The sequence below is a fragment of the Rhizobium mayense genome, assembly GCF_030272705.1.
In the GTDB taxonomy this organism is placed as follows: domain Bacteria; phylum Pseudomonadota; class Alphaproteobacteria; order Rhizobiales; family Rhizobiaceae; genus Rhizobium; species Rhizobium mayense.
In genome coordinates, this window is sequence record NZ_JARFYM010000008.1 from 24294 (window position 1) to 48354 (window position 24061).

At 58.8% G+C, this 24061-nt stretch carries 24 protein-coding genes and 1 tRNA gene; 9 read left to right on the plus strand and 16 right to left on the minus strand.

Translation table 11 applies throughout. The annotated features are described in order from the left end of the window. Positions 1-33: 33 nt before the first annotated feature. Positions 34-540, plus strand: a complete 507-nt coding sequence (locus PY649_RS12345) for a DUF1993 domain-containing protein (protein WP_285868699.1) — start codon at positions 34-36, stop codon at positions 538-540. Between the two features lie 26 nt (positions 541-566). Here PY649_RS12345 and PY649_RS12350 read toward each other — a convergent pair whose 3' ends face one another. The 4 genes from PY649_RS12350 to PY649_RS12365 form a co-directional block, all read right to left on the minus strand. Then, the gene (locus PY649_RS12350) at positions 567-2123 is read right to left on the minus strand and encodes an alkaline phosphatase family protein (RefSeq protein ID WP_285868701.1); all 1557 of its coding nucleotides are present in this window, start codon (positions 2121-2123) and stop codon (positions 567-569) included. Beyond that, positions 2101-3084 (minus strand): UDP-glucose 4-epimerase GalE, encoded by a 984-nt coding sequence (gene galE / locus PY649_RS12355; RefSeq protein WP_285868702.1) that lies wholly within the window; start codon positions 3082-3084, stop codon positions 2101-2103. Before galE ends, PY649_RS12350 begins: the two co-directional genes overlap by 23 nt. Before the next feature lie 123 nt (positions 3085-3207). Further along, positions 3208-3396, minus strand: coding sequence for a hypothetical protein (locus tag PY649_RS12360; protein ID WP_285868703.1), 189 nt, complete (start codon positions 3394-3396; stop codon positions 3208-3210). Between the two features lie 129 nt (positions 3397-3525). After that, positions 3526-4092, minus strand: a complete 567-nt coding sequence (locus PY649_RS12365) for a cytochrome b (protein ID WP_285868704.1) — start codon at positions 4090-4092, stop codon at positions 3526-3528. 237 nt (positions 4093-4329) lie between these two features. On the opposite strand from PY649_RS12365, the gene PY649_RS12370 reads away from it, so the two are divergent. Further along, complete coding sequence (locus tag PY649_RS12370; RefSeq protein ID WP_285868706.1) at positions 4330-5616, plus strand: nucleotide sugar dehydrogenase; 1287 nt, start codon at positions 4330-4332, stop codon at positions 5614-5616. Between the two features lie 4 nt (positions 5617-5620). Here PY649_RS12370 and PY649_RS12375 read toward each other — a convergent pair whose 3' ends face one another. After that, positions 5621-6553, minus strand: coding sequence for an NAD-dependent epimerase/dehydratase family protein (locus PY649_RS12375; RefSeq protein ID WP_285868708.1), 933 nt, complete (start codon positions 6551-6553; stop codon positions 5621-5623). Positions 6554-6742: 189 nt separating this feature from the next. On the opposite strand from PY649_RS12375, the gene PY649_RS12380 reads away from it, so the two are divergent. Next, positions 6743-7318: a sugar transferase gene (locus PY649_RS12380; protein ID WP_285868710.1), complete on the plus strand. Its 576-nt coding sequence runs from the start codon at positions 6743-6745 to the stop codon at positions 7316-7318. 169 nt (positions 7319-7487) lie between these two features. Next, positions 7488-8879, plus strand: coding sequence for an O-antigen ligase family protein (locus tag PY649_RS12385; protein WP_285868711.1), 1392 nt, complete (start codon positions 7488-7490; stop codon positions 8877-8879). 75 nt (positions 8880-8954) lie between these two features. On the opposite strand, the gene PY649_RS12390 is transcribed toward PY649_RS12385, so the two are convergent. From PY649_RS12390 to PY649_RS12435, 10 genes are all read right to left on the minus strand, one after another. Then, on the minus strand, positions 8955-10064 hold the full coding sequence (locus PY649_RS12390; RefSeq protein ID WP_285868712.1) for a glycosyltransferase family 4 protein: 1110 nt from the start codon (positions 10062-10064) through the stop codon (positions 8955-8957). A gap of 136 nt (positions 10065-10200) precedes the next feature. Further along, complete coding sequence (gene rfbC / locus PY649_RS12395) at positions 10201-10749, minus strand: dTDP-4-dehydrorhamnose 3,5-epimerase (RefSeq protein ID WP_285868713.1); 549 nt, start codon at positions 10747-10749, stop codon at positions 10201-10203. A gap of 48 nt (positions 10750-10797) precedes the next feature. Then, positions 10798-11685, minus strand: coding sequence for a glucose-1-phosphate thymidylyltransferase RfbA (gene rfbA / locus PY649_RS12400; RefSeq protein WP_285868715.1), 888 nt, complete (start codon positions 11683-11685; stop codon positions 10798-10800). Positions 11686-11763: 78 nt separating this feature from the next. Beyond that, positions 11764-12669 carry a dTDP-4-dehydrorhamnose reductase gene (gene rfbD / locus PY649_RS12405; protein WP_285868716.1) on the minus strand — a complete coding sequence of 302 codons (906 nt, stop codon included), beginning with the start codon at positions 12667-12669 and terminating at the stop codon, positions 11764-11766. After that, entirely contained in the window at positions 12666-13733 is a 1068-nt protein-coding gene (gene rfbB, locus PY649_RS12410) for a dTDP-glucose 4,6-dehydratase (RefSeq protein WP_285868717.1), read from the minus strand. Before rfbB ends, rfbD begins: the two co-directional genes overlap by 4 nt. A 55-nt stretch (positions 13734-13788) precedes the next feature. Further along, positions 13789-14010, minus strand: coding sequence for a hypothetical protein (locus tag PY649_RS12415; RefSeq protein ID WP_285868719.1), 222 nt, complete (start codon positions 14008-14010; stop codon positions 13789-13791). 63 nt (positions 14011-14073) lie between these two features. Beyond that, positions 14074-14147, minus strand: a tRNA-Gln gene (locus PY649_RS12420). A 255-nt stretch (positions 14148-14402) separates the two neighbouring features. Further along, positions 14403-15038, minus strand: coding sequence for an NrsF family protein (locus PY649_RS12425; protein WP_285868720.1), 636 nt, complete (start codon positions 15036-15038; stop codon positions 14403-14405). Continuing rightward, the gene (locus PY649_RS12430) at positions 15025-15591 is read right to left on the minus strand and encodes a sigma-70 family RNA polymerase sigma factor (protein ID WP_285868722.1); all 567 of its coding nucleotides are present in this window, start codon (positions 15589-15591) and stop codon (positions 15025-15027) included. Before PY649_RS12430 ends, PY649_RS12425 begins: the two co-directional genes overlap by 14 nt. A 118-nt stretch (positions 15592-15709) precedes the next feature. Next, the gene (locus PY649_RS12435) at positions 15710-16309 is read right to left on the minus strand and encodes a TetR/AcrR family transcriptional regulator (RefSeq protein WP_285868723.1); all 600 of its coding nucleotides are present in this window, start codon (positions 16307-16309) and stop codon (positions 15710-15712) included. Positions 16310-16484: 175 nt separating this feature from the next. Between PY649_RS12435 and PY649_RS12440 the strand changes: the two genes are divergently transcribed. After that, positions 16485-16787: a putative quinol monooxygenase gene (locus PY649_RS12440; RefSeq protein WP_285868724.1), complete on the plus strand. Its 303-nt coding sequence runs from the start codon at positions 16485-16487 to the stop codon at positions 16785-16787. A 92-nt stretch (positions 16788-16879) separates the two neighbouring features. On the opposite strand, the gene PY649_RS12445 is transcribed toward PY649_RS12440, so the two are convergent. Next, a complete protein-coding gene (locus PY649_RS12445) occupies positions 16880-17836 on the minus strand; it encodes a phytanoyl-CoA dioxygenase family protein (protein ID WP_285868725.1) in 957 nt (318 codons plus the stop codon). A gap of 391 nt (positions 17837-18227) precedes the next feature. On the opposite strand from PY649_RS12445, the gene PY649_RS12450 reads away from it, so the two are divergent. The 4 genes from PY649_RS12450 (at position 18228) to PY649_RS12465 (ending at position 24049) form a co-directional block, all read left to right on the plus strand. After that, positions 18228-19145 (plus strand): DUF1003 domain-containing protein, encoded by a 918-nt coding sequence (locus PY649_RS12450; RefSeq protein WP_285868726.1) that lies wholly within the window; start codon positions 18228-18230, stop codon positions 19143-19145. A gap of 1126 nt (positions 19146-20271) precedes the next feature. After that, entirely contained in the window at positions 20272-21783 is a 1512-nt protein-coding gene (locus PY649_RS12455; RefSeq protein WP_285868727.1) for a lipopolysaccharide biosynthesis protein, read from the plus strand. 106 nt (positions 21784-21889) lie between these two features. Further along, a complete protein-coding gene (locus PY649_RS12460; protein WP_285868728.1) occupies positions 21890-22738 on the plus strand; it encodes a galactosyl transferase in 849 nt (282 codons plus the stop codon). Between the two features lie 243 nt (positions 22739-22981). Then, on the plus strand, positions 22982-24049 hold the full coding sequence (locus tag PY649_RS12465; RefSeq protein ID WP_285868730.1) for an acyltransferase family protein: 1068 nt from the start codon (positions 22982-22984) through the stop codon (positions 24047-24049). The last annotated feature ends 12 nt before the right edge of the window (positions 24050-24061 follow it).

Genomic DNA, 24061 nt, shown 5'->3' on the forward strand with positions numbered 1-24061 from the left:
CCAACCCCCACCGGCCGAAAATGGAGAACCAGCATGCCCTCGATGTACCGCTTCTCAGTCCCCGTCTTTCAACGCGGCCTCGCAAATCTTTCGACCTATCTCGACAAGATCGAGGCGTATGCTGCGGAAAAAGGCACCGATCCGAACGAGCTTGTCAGCGCGCGCCTCATTGACGACATGCTGCCGCTCTCCGGCCAATTTCAGCGCGCCACCGACAGCGCCAAGCTTGCGATCGCCCGGCTGATGGGCATCGACGCGCCACGCTTCGAAGACAACGAAACCACCGTTGCCGAGCTGCGAGAACGCCTGAAGAAGACGGTGGATTTCCTGGCGACGGTGACGCCCGAGGCGATGGAAGGCAGCGAAAACCGCGAGGTAACGATCTCGCCCGGTGGCAACAAGACCGTTTTCAGCGGTGTGGACTATTTGGCAAGCTTCGCGCTGCCGAATTTCTTCTTCCACGTCACCACCGCGCACGACATCCTGCGCAGTCGTGGGCTGCCGGTCGGCAAAATGACCTATCTCGGCTCGTTTGCCTGATATGATAGCCCGCTATTGAAACCCGATTAGGGCCGGCGCGATACCGGCCCTTTTTCCGTCAGCTCGGTATAGGCGAGTGTCTGATCGAGATGCCGCGCCCTGAGCGACAGCAGTTTTTCGGCATAGGCAAGCCGAGTAGCGACATAATCCTGGTCGTCGGCAAGATTGGTGAGCTCCATCGGATCATTTGCCAGGTCGAACAGCAAAGGCGGCAGGCCGGCGAAGTGGACGTATTTGAAACGCTCGTCCCTGATGACGGCGAGATTGCAGGCATTCGACCTCAGACCGAAATGCCGTTCCGCCTCGCCCTTGGCGATATCGCGGAAATCGAATTCCCAGAACGCCGCATCGCGCCAATCCTCCGGCTCTGCGCCTTGCAGGAACGGTATGAGCGTCTCGCCGTCGAGATGATTGTCAGGCACGAGATCCAGGCGATCGCAGAGAGTCGGAAAGATATCGGCGGCGCTGGTGAAGCGCTGCACTTCCCCGCCCCGGCCGCCGGCCTGCCCCGGATCGCGGATGACCAGCGGGATGTGATAGCTGCCATCGAAAAAGCCGCCCTTGCCGAGGATCCAGTGATCACCCATCATTTCCGCATGGTCCGATGTGAAGACGATCAGCGTATCGCCCCAGGCACCGGCATCCTTGAGCGCCTGCCAGATCCGCCCGAGCTGCGCGTCCACTTCGGCAATCATGCCATAATAGATGGCGCGGATCGCCGAGAAATCCTCAGCCATCCAGTCGCTCGCTGGCCCCTCGCCGCCATGGATGAAGCCGCCCTTGCCGATCAGCGGTATGGCGTAGGCAAGAAAGGGATGCGCCGCCTGCTCCGCCCCGCGGTCGGCAGCGCGCGCAAAAGCCGGTCCGTCGCTTGGAGCAAACATGCGGTTATAGGGTTCAGGCACGGAAAACGGCGGATGCGGCCTGAGAAATGAGACATGCGCGAACCAAGGCCCGCCCTGTTCGCCGAGCCAGCGAATGAATTCGCCCGTCAGAAAAGCCGTCTGCGTCGCATCCTTGGCATAGGCCGGCGCGGCATTGGAAATATCACCCGGCTTTGCGCCGACAGGAATATGGATATCACGGCTCGTCGCATCCTCGTGACCACGCGAGCGCAGCCATGAAAGCCATTGCTTCTCATGCTCCGGCAGAAGCTGACGCACGCTGAAGCCGGGAAGCACGCCCTCATAGGTCGCCAGATGCGGATCGTTTGGGTCGATGCCGCGCGGATCTGGTGCCGTGTCGGTATAGCCGAACAGCGTCGGATCGTAGCCGGCGCGGCGGGCGGCCAGCGCCAGATTGTCGAAGCGGGCATCCAGCGGAGACCCGTTGCGGCAGACGCGATGGTTCATCTGATAAAGACCGGTGTAAAGTGTGGCCCGCGCCGGCGAACAGGGCGCTGCACCGGCGAAATGCCGGCGGAACAGCACGCCGTCACCCGCCAAAGCATCGACATTGGGCGTCTTCACACTGGGATGACCGACGGCGGAGAGACAATCGCCCCGCCATTGATCGGCCGATATCAGCAGAACATTCGGGCGTTTGCCCGAAGCACGCCGATCAATGCTGGTTGGATTTGGCATGCCAATTCCAGGCCGATTCGATGATACGCGAGAGATCATATTTCGGCGACCAGCCGAGAATGTCGCGGGCCTTGTCGTTATTGGCAACCAGCGTGGTCGAATCGCCCTCGCGGCGGCCGACATATTCGACCGGGAAAGGCCGGTTCGACACCGTCTCGATCGTCGACAGCAATTCCTTGACCGTCGTGCCCGTGCCGGTGCCGAGATTGAGCGCGACCGATTCACCGCCCCGCAGCAGATATTCCACTGCCCGGACATGCGCATCCGCGAGGTCGAGAACGTGGATATAGTCGCGCACGCAGGTGCCGTCGCGCGTATCATAGTCGCTGCCGAACACCTTGAAGCCCTGGCGACGGCCAAGCGCAGCATCGATCGCCAACGGGATGGCGTGGGTTTCCGGCGTATGCCACTCACCGATGCGTCCTTCGAAATCGGCGCCGGCAGCATTGAAATAGCGCAGCACTACGGAGCGCAGTCCCTTGTACTGATCGTAATCGGCCAGCGCCTGCTCGACGATATATTTGGTGCGTCCATAGGGATTGATCGGCACCTGCCGGTGGCTCTCGTCCAGCGGCACGCTCTGCGGCAGGCCATAGGTCGCGCAGGTGGATGAAAACACGAAAGCGCCGATGCCGGCCGCCTGTGCCGCCGACAGCAGCGTCAGCGTGCCGATGACATTGTTCTCATAGAAGGAGACGGGATCCTTGACCGACTCGCCGACCTCGATCAGCGCTGCGAAATGCAGGATGGCGGCTGGCTTGTGTTTCGCGAGGACTTCGTCGAGCCGCGCCCGGTCCCGGATATCGCCCTCTTCCGCCGGACCCCACTTGACGAATTCGCGATGACCGTTGGAAAAATTGTCGTAGACGACAGGCCGAAACCCCTTATTTGCCAGATCCAGACACGTATGCGAGCCGATATAGCCCGCTCCGCCGACCACCAGAACCGTTTCTCCTGCCATAGCCATCCCTTCTCAACAACTGACTGCTCAAGCACAAAGGACCGTGCTCGATCCGATGCGTAGAGTTAGAGACCTCTAGATCAGTTGCAAGACCAGAAAAAGACGGGAGCCTTGAAGAGCACTCTAATGGTTATGTTCGGTTTCCATGGCGGCGATCTCGTCTGAGACCTCCCGGATCCTTTCCCTCAGATCCGCCTCGGTCCCGTCGTCGACCTCTCCTTCGCCAAAACAATAGCGCGCTATATGCAGCTCAAGCTTGGATTCCAGCTCCGTGCGCCTGGCATATAAGTGGGCAAGATATGTGTTACGCATTGCGAACCACGCATTCCGAGAAATATGTCTCTGAATACTAAGATAGGTTCGCAGCGAAGGGTTTCGATAGGCAGCGCCGCGACCTTTTGACCTGCCGCGGCGATTGAGAATGAAATGGTCTACCAGCGCCTATCCTCGCACAGGGATCATCCGGACGAGCACGCGGTCACGAAGCACGTAGTGGTGCATAAGAGCTGCCAGGGCATGAATTCCCGCAACGGCGATGATCACCCAGGCGGTATAGCCATGCAGTTCACCGATGAGATGCCGTGTCGGCTGATCGACGACGATCAAGGGCGGCACCGAGAACAAGCCGAAAAAGCTCGGTCCGTCGCCCGAAGCCCAGACCATCAGGAAGCCATAGGACACCTGCGAAATCATCAGTGCGTAGAGAGCAAGGTGGACAAAAGTAGACACGGCATAGTGAAGCCCGGAGACCGCCGGCGCCGTGCGCCGATGGGTCGCGACGCGCCAGATGATGCGCAGAATGAGGACTGCGGCAAGCAGAACGCCGAGCGAGATATGCACGAAGATCAGATCCGCGCGCAGCGGCGTTCCACGTGCCACGAAGCCTCTGGCCTCGGCCAGTGCGAACATCGTCAGGACCAGAAGGGCGGTGAGCCAGTGGAGCGTGATGGTGAAATGGTCATGACGGGCTGCCCGCGCATCCGCGGCAGTCATATTGAAATTACTCATGATTTACGATCTCCTTGGGAGGGACAGGCAGCAAACACGCGAGGCCTCCTCTTTATTCGATTGCCTCAAAAAGATGGGCAGCATGCGAGGGCGCCCCGCCGATACGCCTATTGCAAAGCCTCGGCCTGATAGTCACATTGATCTGACTTGCAGCTGAATTGGCGTCTCGGAACAAAGATTTGCGCTGACACGCCAGTGGGGTTTGGGCTAATTCAGGGCGATTGTTCGAGGTAGATTGTGTTGAGCGAAAGAATTGCCGTCATTGGCCTGGGTTACGTCGGATTGCCTGTCGCGATCGCCCTGGCCGAGAAATTTTCCGATGTGGTCGGTTTCGATATCAAGACGTCCCGAGTCGCTGCCCTGAAAGCAGGAGAAGACGATACCCGTGAGGTTTCGCCAGCGCGCCTGAAGGAAAGCGGCCTTCGCGTCAGCAGCGACATTCACGACCTGCAGGACCGCGACATCTTCATCGTCGCCGTACCGACGCCGATCGACCGGAACCGGCAGCCGGATCTGCGGCCGATGATTTCCGCCTCACGCACCGTCGGCCAGGCTTTGAAGAAAGGCGGCATCGTCGTCTATGAATCGACGGTCTATCCCGGCGTGACGGAAGAGGTCTGCGGCCCGGTGCTTGCCGGGGTCTCGGGCCTGCGCCAGGGCGAGGATTTTCACGTCGGCTATTCGCCGGAGCGGATCAATCCCGGCGACAAGGAACATACATTCGAACGCATCGTGAAGGTCGTCGCCGGCGACAATGAGGAAACGCTGGAGAGGATCGCCGCCGTTTATGGCGCGGTGGTCGAGGCCGGCATTCACCGCGCACCCAGCATCAAGGTGGCGGAAGCCGCGAAGGTGATCGAAAACACCCAGCGCGACCTCAACATCGCCTTGATGAACGAGCTGTCGATCATCTTCGAGAAGATGGACATCCGCACGGCCGACGTGCTGAAGGCGGCCAGGACGAAATGGAATTTCCTGCCCTTCACGCCCGGTCTGGTCGGCGGCCACTGCATTGGCGTCGACCCCTATTACCTCACCGCCAAGGCCGAGGAACTCGGCTATCATCCCGAAGTCATCCTCTCCGGCCGCCGCATCAATGACGGCATGGGCGCCTTCATCGCGCAAAAACTCATCAAGATGCTGGTGACGGCGCAAAAGCCGATCAACGGCGCCCGGATCGGTATCTTCGGCCTGACCTTCAAGGAGAACGTACCCGATCTGCGCAACAGCCGCGTGCCCGACATCATCCGCGAACTGCATCAATTCGGCCTTGAGCCGCTTGTACATGACCCCATGGCCAGCCATCACGAGGCGGAAGAGGAATACGGCGTGCGACTGACGGCGCTCGAAGACTTCGGCAAGCTCGACGCTATCGTGCTTGCCGTGCCGCACAAATCCTACCTGACCAACGGTGCCGCGCAGATCCTTGAACTGCTCGGCGAAAGCAGCGTGGTGGTCGACGTGAAGGCAGCGCTGGAGCAGGGCAATCCTCTTCTCAAGGGGCACGCAGTCTGGAGCCTGTAGGCAGTCAGCGATCCCTGTCGGATGCCGCAGCCGTCAGCCGCAGGCCGTCTTCGACTGAAAAGGGCGGCGACCAGCCGGTGATCGCTACCGTCTCGCCGATATCGACCTGCAACGAACCCAGAAGCCGTCGCGCCGCCGCGCGACGCCCGAGCAGGGCCGCAAGCCCTTCCAGCAGGCGCGGCGGCACGGGTAGCAGCAGTGCCCTGCGCCCCATTGCCGAAGAGAGTTTGCCGATCAATTCGCCGATGGAAAGATCTCTGCCGTCGCTGATCAGGAAAACTCGATTTCCCACATCGGCATGGCTGACGCAGAGCAAGATGAAATCGACGAGATTGCCGACGAACACCAGCGATCTGCGGTTGGCAATGAGGCCGAAGGGCCATGGAAACGGCCGCTTTGCCCACTTCATCAGGCTCGCAAAATTCGCTTTCACCTCCGGGCCATAGACGAGAGGCGGTCGGATGATGACGACATCCATGTCCGCTTCTTTGCCGATGGCGAGAAGCGCCTCCTCTGCTTCCCGCTTCGACTGCCCATAGGGATCTTCCGGATGCGGTCTATCGAACACGGTAAACGGTTTGCCCGGTATGGTCGCCTCGCCATTGACCTTGATCGAACTCAGGAAAATGAAGCGCTTGACACCAGCTTGCGCCGCCTGCCGCGCCAGATTGACCGTGGCGTCGACGTTGACGGCACGAAAGGCGGCAAGCGGGTCGGCCGATGTGTCGTTCATGACATGGACCCGCGCCGCCAGATGCACGACCGTTTCGACGCCGTTAAGCGCGCCAGACCAATCCGTCTCGCCATCGAAGCTGCCTATGGCCAAAAATCCCGGCTTCGGGCTGCGGCTGATCGGCCGATGGGCCATCTGTCGCCGCGAAAGCTCGGCACAAAGCGCCTGCCCGACAAAACCCGTCGCGCCCGTTACCAGGATCATGCGTCTGCTACCTCTTGTTCCGCCCAGGTTTACACTCGCGTCATGCTTTGCACATTCCCTCCGCAGGGAACAAGCCCGACAAAATTCGCGAGCAGGGCGATTGTGAACAAGTCCATGATATGAGATGCACTCCGCACAAAGCCGTCACTGGCGCAACAAGACACGAGCCCGGCAGAACCATCAGAGACAATGCCCTATACGATCGCCAAGCGCCTTTTCGATTTCCTTGCCGCCCTTGCGGCCGCCGTCATCTTTTCCATTCCGATCCTGATCGTCGCTGCCGCCGTCCGATTGACCTCCCCCGGCCCAGTTCTCTACTGGTCGGACCGTGTCGGCCGCGAAAACAGGATTTTCCGCATGCCTAAATTCCGCAGCATGCAGACCGATACCCCGGCGGTTGCGACGCATCTTCTGAAAGATCCCGGCGCCTATCTGACGCCGATCGGCTCCTTCCTGCGCAAATCCAGCCTGGATGAGCTGCCGCAGCTTTGGTGCATCCTGAAGGGCGAAATGAGTATCGTCGGCCCCCGCCCGGCCCTCTACAACCAGCATGACCTGATCGCCCTGAGGACCAAGCGCGGCGTCGAAGCCCTGCTGCCGGGCCTGACCGGCTGGGCGCAGGTCAACGGTCGCGACGAGCTGCCGATCCCGGAAAAAGTCGCGCTGGACGAGGAATATCTGCGGCGCCGCTCGTTTATCTTCGATCTGAAGATCATCGTCCTGACGGCGCTGAAAGTTCTGCGCAGTGACGGTGTCACTCATTAACGCGGCGGCAATATTATAAGGTTTTGATACCATAAACGGACGACGCAAAACGTCGGTCACCAAAATGCCGTATTACTGCCTCCTTGCGACCTTACTGGCCGGCAGACAAAGGCTCAGGCTTTCTGGAATGGCCGAATGTGGATGAAGGCGGACGACGATATTGGCTCAATTGCAGATAAATAGACCACCGGTCGATCTCGCGTCTGGAAACAATGACGGCGAACCTGTGCCCGTTGTCCTGCCGCAACGCCTGATCATCCTGGGTAGCCTGATGTGGCTCGTGGTCGTATCGCCGCTATTTGTCGAAAGCGCCGCCTATCGGTATGTCGCCCCGTTCCTCGCTCTCATCGCCCTTCATTACTACAGGACGGCATCGGTGCGTCCACGCACCAACTGGCTCGGCTGGCTGTGCATGGGATGGGGCGCCTATGTGCTTATCCGCTTTGTCTTCATCTTCGTGACTTCGCCGGAGCATACGATCGGTGCGTCCGACTGGCTCTATGCCTATCCCTTCTTCTTCCCGATCCTTGGCGTTGCCTTTTTGCTCCATGAACCGGTGCTGGAGAAAATCATCGCCGCGGTTTTCGGCGTCGCGCTCATCATGTTGGTCGCCACGCAGCATTTCCGCGACATCTTTGCCGGCGAGACCGTACGCCCGCTGATCATGAACAATCAGATTCACGGCGCAGTCGCCTGCGGGCTGATCCTCATCCTCACCGCCTTCTGGCTGCTGCACTATCTGACGGAGAAATCCAGCAATCGATTGATCGCCCGCTTTGCCTACATCGTTTCGCCATTGATCGCCGTTCTCTGTCTGATCGCAATCTACGGCGCCAAGTCGAAAGGCGTCTGGCTGGCGCTCGGTGCCACGCTGCCGGTGCTGGGGCTGGTAACCTTGACCTATCTGCGCTTGCGAACCGGTCTCGTCGTCGTCGCCTGCGCCGCAGTGCTTCTGCTGGCCGGCGCCTATGCGGTACGGCACAATATCGAAAGGACCGCTGGCCCAACGGTGTCTTCCACCATCGAGATGTTCGACGACATCACCAAAAGCCACGACCTGAATGACGCCGTGACAAGCACTATCACCTCCAATACCACGCCTTTTGCCATGGACGCGCGGTTACAGCTCTGGTCGAACGGTTGGGAGCTGTTCTCCTCCGCGCCAGTCTTCGGCTGGGGCGGCGAATGGGTGGAGCGCTGGAAGCACACGCGCTATGCCGACGTCCAATATACGCTGCTGCACAACGGTTATCTCGAAATGCTGGTGCGTCACGGCTTGTTCGGCGGCCTTGTGATGACGGTCATTCTCGTCGGGCTCATCGCCAATGTCTGGCGTGCCCGCAAGGCTGGCCTCATACCGCGCACCGCCTGGCACGCCTACGCCGTCTGTCTGTTCTTCTTTGCTTTGACGCTGCTCAGCAACTCCAACAATCGCCTCGCGATCGGGGAAAGCCTTGCTTTGACAAGCTCCGCATTCGCCTGCTGGTGCAGCATGCGCTTGAGCGGGGGACAGCTGCTGGTGCCGGCGAAGAAACAACAGGCGGAGGCTGTCAGCGCCTGATCACAGGCGGGTAACGCGGCAATATTGCGCGCGGCACCTTCCTCTAGCGCCTTCCTTCATGGTGGCGGAAGGCGCTTAATTGCGCAGTCTTTTGTAAAGCGCCGCATAGGCATCACCCATTCGCTCTGCGGTGAAGCATTCCTCGTATCGCAGGCGGGCTGCCGTGCCCAAAGACCCTGCTGTTTCACCGTCAGCCACAAGACGTTCCATTGCTTTCGCAAGCGCCGACGGATCGTCTGGCTGCACGACATAGCCGGTTTTGCCATGCTGATTGACGAAGCTGGTGCCGGTCCCGATTTCGCAGGAAATCATCGGCTTGCCGAACATCGCGGCTTCGACGAGCGAAAGGCCGAATGCCTCCGAACGGAGATTGGAGGGGAATACGACTCCGGTGCATAATTCAAGGAGCGCGGCCTTATCCGTATCCGGCAAAGCACCTAGGAAGGATACGTTGTTGAGGCCGTGCTCCTGCGCGCATTTCTTCAGCGAAGCCTCCATCGGACCCTCGCCTACGATGACAATTTCGCTGGCAGTCTGCCGCGCGGCCTCGAGAAGGATGTGAACGCCCTTGTAGTAGCGCAGCACGCCGACAAAAAGGAAAAACGGTTTGGCAAACCGTGCGCGCCAGCGCGTTTTGTCCTGTTCGCTTGCCTTGGGATAATCCGCCTCATCCAGACCGAGCGGGATGACGGTGGTCTTATCCTTGTATCGCTGCAAGACTTCGCTCGTCGCCAGATAGTTCGGAGAGGTAGCGACGATCGTGTCAACACTCCTAAGAAAGCGGTGCATGACGGGGCCGTAGAGTTTCAGCAGAAACTTCTGCTTCACGATATCGGAATGGTAGGTCACGACCGTCGGCTTGCCGGGCGGGGTTGCAAGATGGACGATATCCATCATCGGCCAGGGAAAGTGGTAATGGACGATGTCGGCCTTCCGGCTCAGCTCCCGGAAACGTCCGAATGCCTCGCGCGAAAAGCCGGTGGACGCAAATTCAAAGTCGAGCTTCGCCTTATGAGCCATATGGCCATGAAATTCGACAGTGTTTTTCTCAGGCGTCTTGCTGAGCGAGAGGACATCGGACTGCATATCGTGTCTTGCGACGCCCTTGACGATCGCGTGGATTGTCCGCTCGACTCCGCCGAACGTATCCGGCCAATATGTTTTGAAAAAGTGTAGAACGCGCATGTCCCTCCTGTAGCGAGAGAAGTTGCGCAGGTCCATAACCAGTGTCGTTCGCTGATCCGGATGTCAGATCAATCCTTCATGCCGCAGACAATCCAGCCTTCTGCGGCCGGTCGCGCGACCTCCCGGCAAATCCGGATCAGTCGAATATCTCGGCATCCGCCAGCAGTGGTTGCCGCTGATCCTTGGCGGACAGCGTCAGGGGGGCGGCAGTTTTCCAGTCGATTGCGAGCCTCGGATCGTCCCAGCGAATCCCACGGTCGCTTTCCGGAGCATAATAGTTGGTGGTCTTGTAAAGGAATTCGACACGGTCGCTCAGCGTCAGGAATCCGTGCGCAAATCCTTCCGGGATCCAAAGCTGACGCTTGTTTTCCTCCGACAGGAGGACGCCGACCCACTGGCCGAAGGTCGGAGAAGATCTCCTGATGTCGACGGCCACGTCGTATACTTCCCCGATGACGACCCGGACGAGCTTGGCCTGAGCATGCGGCGGCAATTGATAGTGCAGACCGCGAAGGACGCCTTTGCCGGACCGGCTATGATTATCCTGCACGAATGTCGGGCTCTGCCCGATCGCCGCCTCGAACTTGACCTGGCTGAAGCTCTCAAAGAAAAAGCCGCGATCGTCGCCAAACACGGTAGGCTCGATGATCTTGACGTCGGGTATGGCGGTATCGATGGCTTTCATCTGTCTTTCCTGCTTGATCTTCGGCGTGCGACATCACCAGGCGCGTTGTTAAAATACCCGTTCCCGCAGAATTCCGAGAAGATACTGCCCGTAGGCGTTCTTCTTCAGGGGATCGGCGAGGGTCTCCACCTGGGAGGCGTCGATCCAGCGGCTCCGGTAAGCGATTTCCTCGGGGCAGGCGACCTTCAGACCCTGCCGGCTTTCGATGGTGGCGATATAGTGGCTCGCCTCCAGCATCGATTCATGCGTGCCGGTATCGAGCCAGGCGTAGCCGCGACCCATCGTCTGGACATCGAGCTGCCCTGCCCTGAGGTAATGCGCATTGACATCAGTTATTTCCAATTCGCCGCGCGGCGAGGGACGTATGGATTTCGCCACATCGACGACATCAGTGCCGTAAAAATAGAGCCCGGTAACGGCATAGTTGCTCTTGGGGAACTTCGGCTTTTCTTCGAGGCTGATCGCGCGGCCCTGCGAATCGAAATCGACTACGCCGTAACGCTGCGGATCCTGCACGTGATACGCAAAAACGGTGGCACCATCCTGCTTGTCGTTTGCTTGATGAAGAAGCTTGGTGAAATCGTGCCCGTAGAAGATGTTGTCTCCGAGCACCAGGGCGGACGGAGCACCATCGAGAAAGGTCTCGCCAATGAGAAACGCTTGCGCAAGGCCATCCGGACTCGGCTGAACCGCATAGTCAAGCTGGATGCCCCACTGGCTTCCGTCCCCCAGCAACTGTTCGAAACGAGGCGTATCCTGCGGTGTCGATATGATGAGGATTTCGCGAATGCTGGCCAACATCAAAGTGGTCAGCGGATAATAGATCATCGGCTTGTCGTAGATCGGCAGGAGCTGTTTGCTGACGGCAAGGGTGGCGGGGTACAGGCGAGTTCCAGATCCGCCAGCGAGTATGATGCCTTTACGTGCTCTATTCATTGTAGAAACGTCTCGTACCAAATGCGATTTACAGCCAATCAACTCACTGAAAGCAACTTACAATTTAATAAGCTATTGTTATTTGCAATTTCTGGCAGGCGCAAGTTTCTCAATCACGTCATTTACGTCCTCCTGCCACGCGGGAAGGGGCAACGAAAAACGACCCATGAGTTTCCCGCAATTCAACCTTGAATTTTGCGGTCGCTTCGCCGCTGTCGGATATTCGGCAGTCGAGATCGGCTTGAGAGCATCGAGCTCCAGGGCAAGATTGAAGTGCCTCGCCGATGCTTCGCGGACGATATGCGCCGCATAGCCGTGCCACGAGGTATTGCCCTGCGCGCTCAGGTGATAGGTGCCGGAAACATCCGGTACATCCGAACCGGCCACGGCCTCGACAACCCTGCGCGTGACATCCGCAATCAGTGCCGCCGAAGTCGGTGCGCCGATCTGGTCCGCGACGACATTCAACGCACTGCGCTCCTGCGCGAGACGCAGAATGGTCTTGAGGAAATTGTTGCCGTGATGGCCAAAAACCCAGCTCGTCCGCAAGATGACATGATTTGCGCCGGCAGAGCGCACGGCCTCTTCGCCAAGCCACTTGCTTTCGCCATAGACTGACTGCGGGTTGACGGGATCGCTTTCCACATAGGGATCGGCTTTCGTGCCATCGAAGACATAGTCCGTCGAATAGTGCACGAGATAGGCGCCGTTATCGGCGGCCCAGCGCGCCAGCACGCCGGGTGCGATGGCATTGACGGCCATCGCCTGCTCCCTTTCGCTCCCGGCGCGATCGACGGCCGTATAGGCGGCGGGATTTATGACGACACGCGGCTTATATTCCTTGAGCACCGAGAGAATGCTCCCCTCATCCGAAAGGTCCATCTCGGCACGTGTAAGGGCAATTGTTTTGCCCAGAGGCGCAAGAGAACGCTGCAATTCGAAGCCGACCTGCCCATTGGCGCCGGTGAGCAGAAGCCCGCTCACGTCTGGACCTCATATAGCTTGCCGACCCATTCGCGGTAAGCGCCGCTGGTGACGTTCCCCACCCAATCCTGATTGGCCAGATACCATTCGATTGTCTTGCGAATGCCAGTCTCGAAGGTCTCTTTGGGCTTCCAGCCCAGTTCGCGTTCGAGTTTGCGGGCATCGATCGCGTAGCGGCGATCGTGACCGGGCCTGTCCTTCACGAAGGCGATCTGGTCCTTGTAGCGACCGCCGCCAGACTTGGGCCGCAGCTCGTCGAGAATGCTGCAGATCGTATGGACCACGTCGAGATTGGGCTTCTCGTTCCAGCCGCCGACATTGTAGGTCTCCCCGACCCTGCCGGATCGAAGCACGCGTCGGATAGCGCTGCAGTGGTCCCGAACATAGAGCCAATCGCGAATCTGCTGACCGTCGCCATAGATGGGAAGGTTCTTGCCCGCCAAGGCATTCAGGATCACCAGAGGGATCAGCTTCTCCGGAAAATGGTAGGGGCCATAATTATTGCTGCAATTTGTCGTCAACACCGGCAGGCCATAAGTATGATGCCAGGCGCGCACCAGATGGTCCGACGCAGCCTTGCTCGCGGAATAGGGGCTGTTCGGCTCATATCGATTGAGCTCGGTGAACGGCGCATCATCCTGCGAAAGCGTGCCGTAGACTTCGTCCGTCGAGACGTGAAGGAAGCGAAATGTTTGTTTCTCGTCACTCGGCAAGCCGTCCCAATAACCGCTAACCGCTTCGAGCAAATTGAAGGTGCCGACGACGTTGGTCTGAATGAATTCGCCAGGTCCATGAATGGAGCGGTCGACATGGCTTTCGGCGGCGAAGTTGATCACGGCACGCGGTTTATGCGTGGCGAGTAGGTCGCTCACCAGCTCGCGGTCGCCAATATCGCCATGAACGAACACATGGCGATCATCGGCGCCCAATTCTTTGAGCGTGCCCAAATTGCCGGCATAGCTCAGCTTATCGAGATTGATCACCATTTCATCGAACTGACTGAGCCAATCGAGAACGAAATTCCCGCCGATAAACCCGGCGCCGCCAGAAACCAATATCGTCATTTCGCTTCTGTTCTCACCAAGCCTAATAATACAACTTCTAATATGATAACGGCGATTAGACCGATATTACCGGGAAATATTTGACGCTGAATACCTGACTTCTACAACGTCCGCGGATATCTTGAAAAGCTTTTTCGCCACGAATTCGCTCAAAAATTGTCCAGGTATCCAGCAATTTTGATGGGTGAAAAGATGCTTTGCCGAAAACAGCCGAATCGAAAAGCGTCCAGACGATGCCGAAGCTTTGCTTACGCTGTCGACGGCCGTCTTCGGACATGAGCATGCGCGCGGACAGCTTATGTCTGCGAAAGGAGGGTCTGCGGATTAGGAAAGCTTAGATTGGCTGGGAAACCTGGATTCGAACCAAGATTAACGGAGTCAGAGTCCGCTGTTCTACCATTGAACTATTTCCCAACAGCCGCCGGACGATTAGACGCCCCCGCGGGGAAAGCAGCGCCTCTATAATGGAATTCGCCGCGGATGCAAACACTTTAACGCCAGCGAATGCGATTTTTTGGGCGACAGACAGGATAGTCCCTGAATAGCGGCGTTTCCAGCCATTATCTTAAAAACCGGCGGACCTCGGACGACAGCAGCTACATCACCGGCATCGAACTCTTCGTCGACGGCGGCGTCGCCCAATTCTGATCGTCCGCCGAGTCTAATTCATCACCAGCGCAGCATGCGCTTGCCGACGACATATCCGACCGCCGTCACCACCGCGATGGCGATCGGATACCAGAGCAGGACGAAGAGCGGGCTGTCGTCCGTGCAATTGGAAGCATAGAAGGTGGCTGCAATGCCGCTGGCTGCGAGCCCGGCGACCGCACCCGCGACCCCCGGCTTTTCTGGCGCACCCTGGCGCAGAGCGAAAAGGAAACAGGCAAGCGGGCCGATCGACAGCAGCGGGATGAAGGTCAGGCAGAAGCGGGCATTGTGCCCGATCATGCGCGCACCCCAGCTATCGGTCGGCATGACCATCAGCTCGACAAGCGCGGCAGCGGCCAGCAGCAGCGGCGCGGCGAGCAGCATCCAGCCCCAGAGACGCAGCGATACGCCTGGGCGACCGATGCGGAAGACAACGGCACCGGCGGTGACGGCCAGCGCAATGGTGACGACGAATTTGAACGGGAAGCGGACCGTTTCCATAGCGGTGCCGATATCGGCGCGAAAGCCGATCGCCGTAAAAAAGATCGCCCCGCTGATGAGTATGCCGACGACGACCGCCAGCGACAGTGTCTGCCCGATCCGCGAGCGGACCGGCGCATCCTGCGCCAGAAGGTTGATAAGGTCATCGGTTTTCACTTGTCTCACTCCGATATAAGGCGCCAAGCGCCTTCAATGCGCGATGCAGGGCCACGCGCACCGCACCCTCCGTCATCTTCAGCCGGTCGGCCGTCTCACGCACGCTGGTTCCTTCGACGGAAATAGAACGTACGATGGTTCGCTGCGGATCTCTCAATTGTTCCAACATATGATCGACATCGAGACGATCCAAGGCATCCGTCTGCGCTTCCGCCTCCAATATATCGATGACATCATCGATCGGCACGCTCACATGCCGCCCGCGCCGCCTCAGGCTGTCGATCAGCTTGTTGCGCACGATGGTCGAAATCCACGGACCGATGGGACGGGATATGTCCCAGGTTCCGCGTTTGAGATGCATCGTCAGCAATACTTCCTGGACCACGTCCTCGGCCTCGCTTGCCGGCGCGCCGTACTGATCGCAACGCCGGCGCGCCATGGCGCGCAAATGCGGAGTGACGGTGGAAAGGAAGCGATGATAGGCCTGCGCATCGCCATCGACGGCGGCTCGCATCAAGACTGCCCATTCCTCTTCGCGCGCCGAATAATTCACTCGACACTTCCTCCTACGCGCGACAGCACGATTTCGTTACCGGCAAAGGTCCCTCTTTTTTTCAGAAGCTTTCCCCCCGCTGCCACACTGAACGTATAAACCGGACCACTGGCGGCCATCAATGCGCGACGCTCCCCGGATCAAGCAGCACAAAGGCGGGACGAATGAGCCCTTCCAGAAGGGGCCTTTCCGGCCGGGTGCGCGCCAGGACGCGGATACCGAGCAGCATGCCGAGCAACATCCGAGCCAGGTCGTCGGCGGACTGTCCGTTGCTGATAGTGCCGTCTCGCTGGCCTGCTTCTACAGAGCGGCGGAAGAAGGCCTCTACCTGAACAAGGACATTGGCAACCGTCCGCTGAAATTCCGGATCGTGCGGCGCGACCTCCAGCGCCGAGTTGACAAGCATGCAACCCCTGCGCTTCGCATCCTCCAGCGAACGGGCAACGATCTCGTTGAAGAAAGCCTCGATCGCCCGGCGCGGCGGCAGATTGCCTTCGAAGCGGCCGACGCGATCGCCGAAACTATGGTCGACATAAAAATCGAGCGCGCGTCGATAGAGAGAGCGTTTGTCGCCGAAGGTATTGTAGATGCTGGCGCTGGTCAGCCCCATGACTTCGGCGAGATCGCGGATCGAGGTTGCCTCGTAACCGCGCTCCCAAAAACGCTCGACCGCCAGCAGCAGCACGGCCTCCTCATCGAATTCCCTCGGCCGGGCCATGGCCCAAATCTCCCAAGAAGTTGATCCCTGCCCGAATGGCGCGGATAATGTTTCTGCCGTAATTTAAAACGACCGTTCTAAAACGCAAGACGATGCCGGAGCCTAAGAGAAGGTGCTGCCATCTTCGCATCGAACGATCCGAAGCCGATCCGGCAATCCAAAGAGGAGACATGCCATGACTAAGGTCGCGCTCTATGTCGAACTGAAAGCCAAAGCGGGCAAGGAGGAAGAGGTCGCCGCCTTCTTGAAAAGCGCCGTCGGCCTGTTGACGCAGGAACCGCAGACTGTCGCCTGGTTCGCCGTCCGTTTCGACCTCAATACCTTCGCCATCTTCGACGCCTTCGACGGCGAGGACGGCCGCCAGGCCCACCTCAACGGGCCGATCGCGGCCGCGCTGATGGCCCGTTACGACGAATTGTTCGAAGGCCCGCTCGCCATCAAGAAGCCGGATGTCCTGGCGGACCGGCTGCCGGGCTGAGCCGGCCTCCACACGCGCGACGGCGGTACAACACTCATCACCGGTAGTTGGCCGGATGAGCAGAGGCCCGGCAGAGCCGGGCGGATAGTCGTCTACCGCAGAACCGGCTCCCCATGGAAGCGGCGTTGCGATGGCTTCGAGACGCCGAAGCCAACTTCCATCATTAGCCGTGGCTTCTGCGTCGGCACGGTGCCCATGTGGAAACCGAAGGGATCCTCGACGAAGCCGAAACCGGCTTTGCCCGTCAGCGTCACGGCGCTTCCCTTCCCGTAAAATCCGAGAACCTCCTCCTCCGGATGGCCGACAAGGAGCGTCAACTGATGTTTCATCCGCCGCCGTCTGTGACTGCCCTTGACGAAGACATGCGGCCCGGTACCATCATCCACATCAACCAGATTGAAGAAGAACTTCAGCATCCGCCAGTCATCCAGGTCGAAATGATATCTGAACGAGGCACGGCTTAGATCGGCCTCGGAGGCCGATTTTGTCGGAAAACTCCACCAGATGCGGGTGGTGATCACCTGAGCCTGCCCGCCGAGATAGTGCCTGGCGACGTCCGCAAGCAAAGGGTCGCGCTGGACCGCAAGGACCGAGGCACAATCGAGCGAACGTTCGAAAAAATGCCCGCTGAGCAGAGGCCGCCCAAATCTCGCTTCAGCATCCGCGTGTTCGGACGCAATGAATTCTAGCTTCCTGCTGAAATTGCCGAAGCAGCCTGTGGACCCTGCAAACCCGGCAATTTCCTGATGAATGTTTTCGGGCAGCATCAAGCCGGGAAAAACCCCATCCGTCCGGAGCGCGTTGACGACCGAATTGCACTCAATCCCTGAGAACATCGATTCGCCGGGCTCCGGACGCGCCACAGGGCGCCTGGTCGCCAACCAGTGGATGCGCCGAAAGGGCATCGTCCGGGCCAGCAGGAACATAGGCAGCCAGGAAGGATTTTCTTTCACGTCTGCCAGATAGGTTGGTATGCGAACAGCCATTCGCTTAAGACGGCCGCCTTGTCGGGCGACGGACTCCAAGTCATTTGCCGAAGGGTTTTGCATAGGTCTCCTTTCCGCACGCGTACAGAATCCGCAGCGACAGACCGAGTCTTGTTGACAAACTCATTGTATCTAATCACTTAATCGGCCTGCGAGGCATCTGTTGCATCGCAGCAAATAGAAGAGTGTCTCCCATGGTCAAGACATGAAAATGGGAAATTGCGACGCAGACACGCTCCGATTTTGCAAATGTTTTCAAGATCTCTCGGATCAGTTGTCAATAATATCCGGCGCGCCGACGCGTCTTCGGCATAGCTTATTTGCCATTGCTTAGGGGAAGTTCGCTACAAATCATTAGCAATAATCGGATGACCGGCTGAGGCCGCCAATCTACAGTCACAATCCTGTTCCGATCATTGGCTAGACGAACGAGCACCAGCAAAAGGGGCGACATATGGCAGAGACGAAGACCTTTGATCCGGCCGAAGGAATAGTCGACTTTGACGCGGGCGAAGGCGAGGCAGCGACCGTGGAGATGGACGACTATACCAAAAGCCTTGCCCAGGCTAAGGCCAAGTCCGTCAAACTCGTCGATGCCATTACCGGCGCAACGCTCAAAAAGAAGGATGCGGTGCATTTCGACGACCTGCGCCCATCGCTCGCAGAGTTCGTGCGCCAGAAACATCCGGGCATTCGCTCCGACGACTACATCAGCCGCAAGGGGATGGACGACTATCGCGCCCAATATATCGCCGAATTGTTGACACACGAGCGCGGCGAGCTTTCGAACCTAGAGGATGAGGTCGTCGAAAGCCTGAAGACGCACGATACCCTGGCCGAGAACATCGAGGAGGACTACGAAGATCGTCGCTCCATCGGGGACCGCATGGCCGATATGGTCGCGTCTTTCGGCGGCAGCTGGACCTTCATCATCTCGTTCTGCTTGTTCCTGACAGTATGGATGGGCATCAATCTTGCCATGGGCGAAGGCAAGGCCTTCGACGTCTATCCGTTCATCCTGCTGAATCTGATCCTTTCGACGATCGCCGCCCTGCAGGCGCCCATCATCATGATGAGCCAGCGCCGGCAGGAAGCGAAGGACCGGCTGCGCGCCCTCAACGACTATAAGGTCAACCTGAAAGCCGAATTGGAAATCCGCCACCTCCACGAAAAGGTCGACCATCTCCTCAATCGCCAATGGGAGCGGCTGACGGAAATTCAGCAAATTCAGATCGAGATGATGCTGGAGCAAGCCAAGGCGGCCACGCGCGCGCTGAAGGCCAGCAAAGCATCGAAGGCAAAGACCAATGCCTTGAAGAGCCTCTTCGGCGGGAAGCCCAAGCCAGAAGAGACGGACGATTCGACGGAGTAGGGTCTAGCGGCCGCCATCGGCGCGGCGCACGGCTTCGGCCGAGCCCATATCTCGGCAGATCTACGAACGGTGCGGACCGTTGTCGCTGCCAGTCTGCCCGATTGCGTAAAAGCGTCCGATTTCAAGCAATGTGAGCGGCGTCACGGACGAATGGCCATTCGCGCTCCTGCGGACGTGGGCCCGATCGACGATAAGCCGGAAGCCCGCCGGCAGCATGATCGAACATCGCCCGTACCATATTTTTTGTGATAGCCGTTATAGTCACACGACGCAGCGTCCCCTCTGCCGGGCAGCAACAGGGCATCTTGTGCGATCTGGGCCGCGGGTATTATCGACGACGACACATGTATAACGTTTTCCGCTGCGCCTGCGGCCACACCACTCCAAATTAAGACGAGAAAACACACGAACGCTCTCATGTCTCCCTCCCTTATGTTAGGGAAGCAACAATGAACCTTAAGTTGTTTATCGTCAATTAAGCACTCTTAAAGTAGCTAGAATGGGTGATGCCGGCGCTTGGCGAAGAGTCAAGAATTAGCTTACGCGGATACTTATGGAGACCTCTCTCCATGCCAATTCAACATGTCGTTGCGCATTGCGCTGCGAATGACGCGATGATGGAAAAGCGTCCTAAATGACCGGCAGCAGCAATCTTCGTCGAAACCGCAGCAAGCTTCACATCAATTGATTGCGGTCAGTTGATCCCCGGCGTCCGAGCGTAACCCGCCGCCTTTGCACGGTGCGTGGCGCCTTTGCGCCCTACGAACTCATCCGCGATCGCGCCACCAATCCGCAGAAACTGGCACTTTCGATGATATGGCTGTGGGCACGAGCGCGTAGCGCAAGGGTTCACCAAGTCGGCGCGCGGGACTCGCCTGTGAAGAAAGTTGTCGCGGTCAACACCCGCTAAAAATGTGCACCGCAACAAAAAACGGAAACTACATCGCAGCGCGTCAAAAACTCGCCCCTTTTTCGTCTTAACGCCGGACCGGCGGCAACATCAGCTGCTTGACCTAATCCATTTCGGAACCATTTGAGACGACTGCGTTCGAATTCTTGACCATGCACAACTGCCTCGGCGCAAACCAGACGGAGTTGCAACATCGCTAGCGAATCGAATGAAGGCTTGAAGTTGCCGCCCTCCTGGGAAAGCGAAAGCGTGATCCCCGAGGCGGATGAAATCGTCTTCGAACACTTGAGTGAAAACCGATCTCGCGCGGCGGTGAAGGGCGCGTTCTGGTCGGCCCTGGATACGCTGATACCGACGGCGTTGAACAGCCTCGTTTTCATTGTCACGTCGAGATATCTGCTGCCGCATGATTTCGGACTTGTGGCGCTTGCTTTCAGCATCGTCAGCTTTGCCGCCGGCCTTGGGCCGACGGCGTTCGGCGAGGCGCTGATCCAGCAAAAGACCATCCGACGCAGCCACCTTGACACGGTGTTCTGGCTGTCCTTCGCGTCGGCGGCGATCCTCTACACGGCAATTTTCGCCGGCTCATCCTACATCGCCCATAGTCTGGGCCATGACGAAATCGTCGGCCTGCTGATGATCATCGGCTTGAAGATCTTCTTCGACATGATGATCATCGTTCCCAATGCGCTGATCGGCCGCACGATGTCTTTTCATCTTGCCGCCGTCCGCACCGCGATCGCCACGGTCGTATCCGGCCTGGTATGCCTTGCCTTGATTTTCGCGGGCTTCGGCCTCTGGGCACTGGCGATCGCGCAGATCGCCGCGCCCGCTGCCGGATGCATAGCCGCCTTCTGGGGCGCTGGGTGGCTGCCGGGGCTGCGGATTCGGTGGAGCAGTCTTCGCGAGCTCCTGCATTACGGCATCTTTGCCTCCGGCAACCGTTTTCTTCAGTCCATGAGCCTCGATCAGCTCATCATCGGCACACTCGTCAGCCCGGCCGCGCTCGGCATCTACAACTTCGCCCGGCGGCTTTTCGAAATGATCAACAACGTCGTCGCCGGCGGACTGACCTCGGTCACCCACGTTCTCCTGTCATCGCTACAGCACGATCAGAACAAGGTCCGCGAGGCCTTCCTCATGGCGACCTTCGGCTGCTCGCTCGTGTCGTTTCCGGCTTTCATGGGTCTGGCGGCCGTGGCCGATGACGCGATCCCATTGATTTTCGGGCAGCACTGGGCCGCCGCAATCTGGCCGGTTCGCTTCTTCTGCGTCATCGGATTGATGAGCGGAATTGGCGTTGTCCAGGCATCCCTGATTACCAGCCAGGGCAAGTCGGACTGGTGGTTCTATTACCAGCTCGTGCGAAACATCGTGACGATCCTCACCGTGTTGCTGCTCTACCGATACGGCGTCACCACCATCGTCTTCGTGCTGATGCTCGAAGTGCTCATCCTTTGGCCGGTCACGCTTTGGATGGTGTCCCGCCTCATCGCGCTCAGCATCGGCAATTACTTTGCCCAGTTTCTGAGACCGATCGCCGCCTATCTCGGCATGCTGGCCGCCGTACTCGGCACGTCCGCATTGCTGCAGGACTGGAGCCCGGCCTTGCGACTGGCGATCGAAATCCCCGTTGGCGCGATCGTCTACACGGGCCTGATCTTCATCCTGTGCCGGGAGAGAGTGCTCTTCCTGGCGCAGACAACGCTGCGGCACCGCCACGGATAGCCGTCCTGAAACGTCGTTCGACGCGTGAGCAAGGCGCCGAACGATATCCATTCCAATGTCTCTATCGGACCAGCTGAGGCCGGTGTGATCGCAAAGGAGGGAATTTATGTCACTCATCACCTTCATCATTCCGGTTCGACACCAGGCCAATGCAAAGGATTGGCCTGCCCTGAAAGAGCGGCTGTCCCAGACGATCGCGTCGATAGCCGGGCAATCCCATCGCGATTGGCGCGGCGTGATCGTCGCAAATGAGGGGGCGGACCTGCCCGATCTGCCAGCGCAATTCTCGGTCGCGCGGGTTACGTTTCCGCCGAACCAGCACCACGATATGCAAAGCGCCGACAAGGAAAAGGTCTACGACGCCTTCCGCCTCGACAAAGGGCGCCGGGTGCTGAGCGGCATGCTTGCGGCCCGCGATTCGCGGTTTTTCATGATCGTGGACGATGACGATTTCGTCAGCGCCAACATCGCCGATCATATTGCCGAACATCCCGACGCAAATGGCTGGAAGATCGACAAGGGCTACCTCTGGAATGAGGGCGGCCGGCTGGTCATGCAGCACGATGACTTCGCGAATTTCTGCGGCACGTCATTGATCGTGCGGTCGCGTCTCTATGAGCTGCCGGCGACCTTCGAAGACGCCAGCGCCGACTATGTGAAGTCGATGTTAGGCAGCCATGTGCGCATCGCGGGGATATTGGCCGGACGAGGCGCGCCATTGGAGACGCTGCCATTTCGCGGCGCCATCTACAGGGTCGGGCACAGCGGCGCGCACAGCCAGTCTTCCAACCTCCTGACGTCGCATTTCTTGAACCCCTATGCGCTTCGGCATCCGCGCCAGCTTGTCCGCAATCTTCTGCGGGTCCGCCCGCTCGATCGCGCCCTGCGCAACGAATTTTTTGGCGCCGCCGTCGAGCAACCCCGCTTTCAGGTGGAAGCACCTGTAAGCGGATAGGATGCGCTGAACTCAAAAAACCGGAGCGTCCTTGTCCGTTCGAACGAACGCAGGGCGCTCCAGAGCAATTCCAGGAAAAGTGCGCAGCGGTTTTCCGTCCGGAATTACGTGAAAACAAAGGGATAGAGCGGGAAATCGTTTCCGTGAAACGCTGAACCGCTCTAGGCATTAACGACATCAGACAAAGCAGAATGGTGGCCAGTGCGCAACGAATCTGAGATATCGGTAAGGGAAAGGGACCCCGTGACTATCCCTCCCCGGGGGCAGTCACTCTCGCAGCCGGCCAGCCGAACGGGTCATCGATATGCATCGCTGGACGCCATGCGCGGCCTGGCGGCGTTTTCAGTGGTTGTCTATCATCTTCAACGACCCTATGCGCCTTTGGCCTATGTCGCGGTCGATTTCTTCTTTGTTTTGAGCGGCTTCGTCATCGCGCGAGCCTACAGCGAAAAGCTCGCCAGCGGCATGCCGCTGAGAGCCTTCATGAGAGCCCGCTACGCGCGCCTCTATCCCTTGTTCCTGCTCGGCACCCTCTACGGGCTGGTGCAGCTGCTCGCCCATTGGAAATCGTCGAACGACACCGTCGGCGATCTCTTCGCTAGCCTGATAACGACCCTGTTCATGCTGCCCTCGCCCAGCTTTCTGACCAGATCCGCGACGGATATTTTGCCGCTCTATCCCCTGAACGGACCGGCCTGGTCGCTGTTCTGGGAGCTGCTCGTCAACCTCGTGTTCGCCCTGGTGCTTTTCCGGATGAGAACGAGACATCTGGCTCTCATCGTCGCCGTCGCGCTTGCCGGCCTGGTGGCGTCCGTCTCCATCCACCGATCCCTCGACCTCGGCTGGGAATGGCGATCGGTCGACGGCGGACTGGCGCGGGTCTTCTTCTCCTTTGTCGTCGGAATGATCATATTCAGGCTTCGCAAGGGCAACCCGCCCGTCACCACCTATTTCGCACTCCTGCCGATCGTCCTGATTTTCGGCCTGCTGTTTCTGCCGGTCTACTCGCTGAAATTCGCCCTGTTCTCCTGCATCGTCATTTCGCCGCTTGTCGTCCTTGCCGGCACGTTTCTGGAAATTCCGGAGCGCATTCAGCCACTTGGCATATTTCTCGGTTACCTCTCCTACCCGATCTACATGTGCCACCGCGGCTTCACGGAAATCTACGCCCACTTCGTCCATAGCGACCAGGTGCCCCCGCTGCTCTACATCGGCGGCTTTTTGGCATTGATCACGGTGATATCGCTCCTATCCGCCCAGATCGTCGCTGTCGTGCAGAAACTTGCACCTGCAAGAATGCGGACCCCGTAGATTCGGGATTAG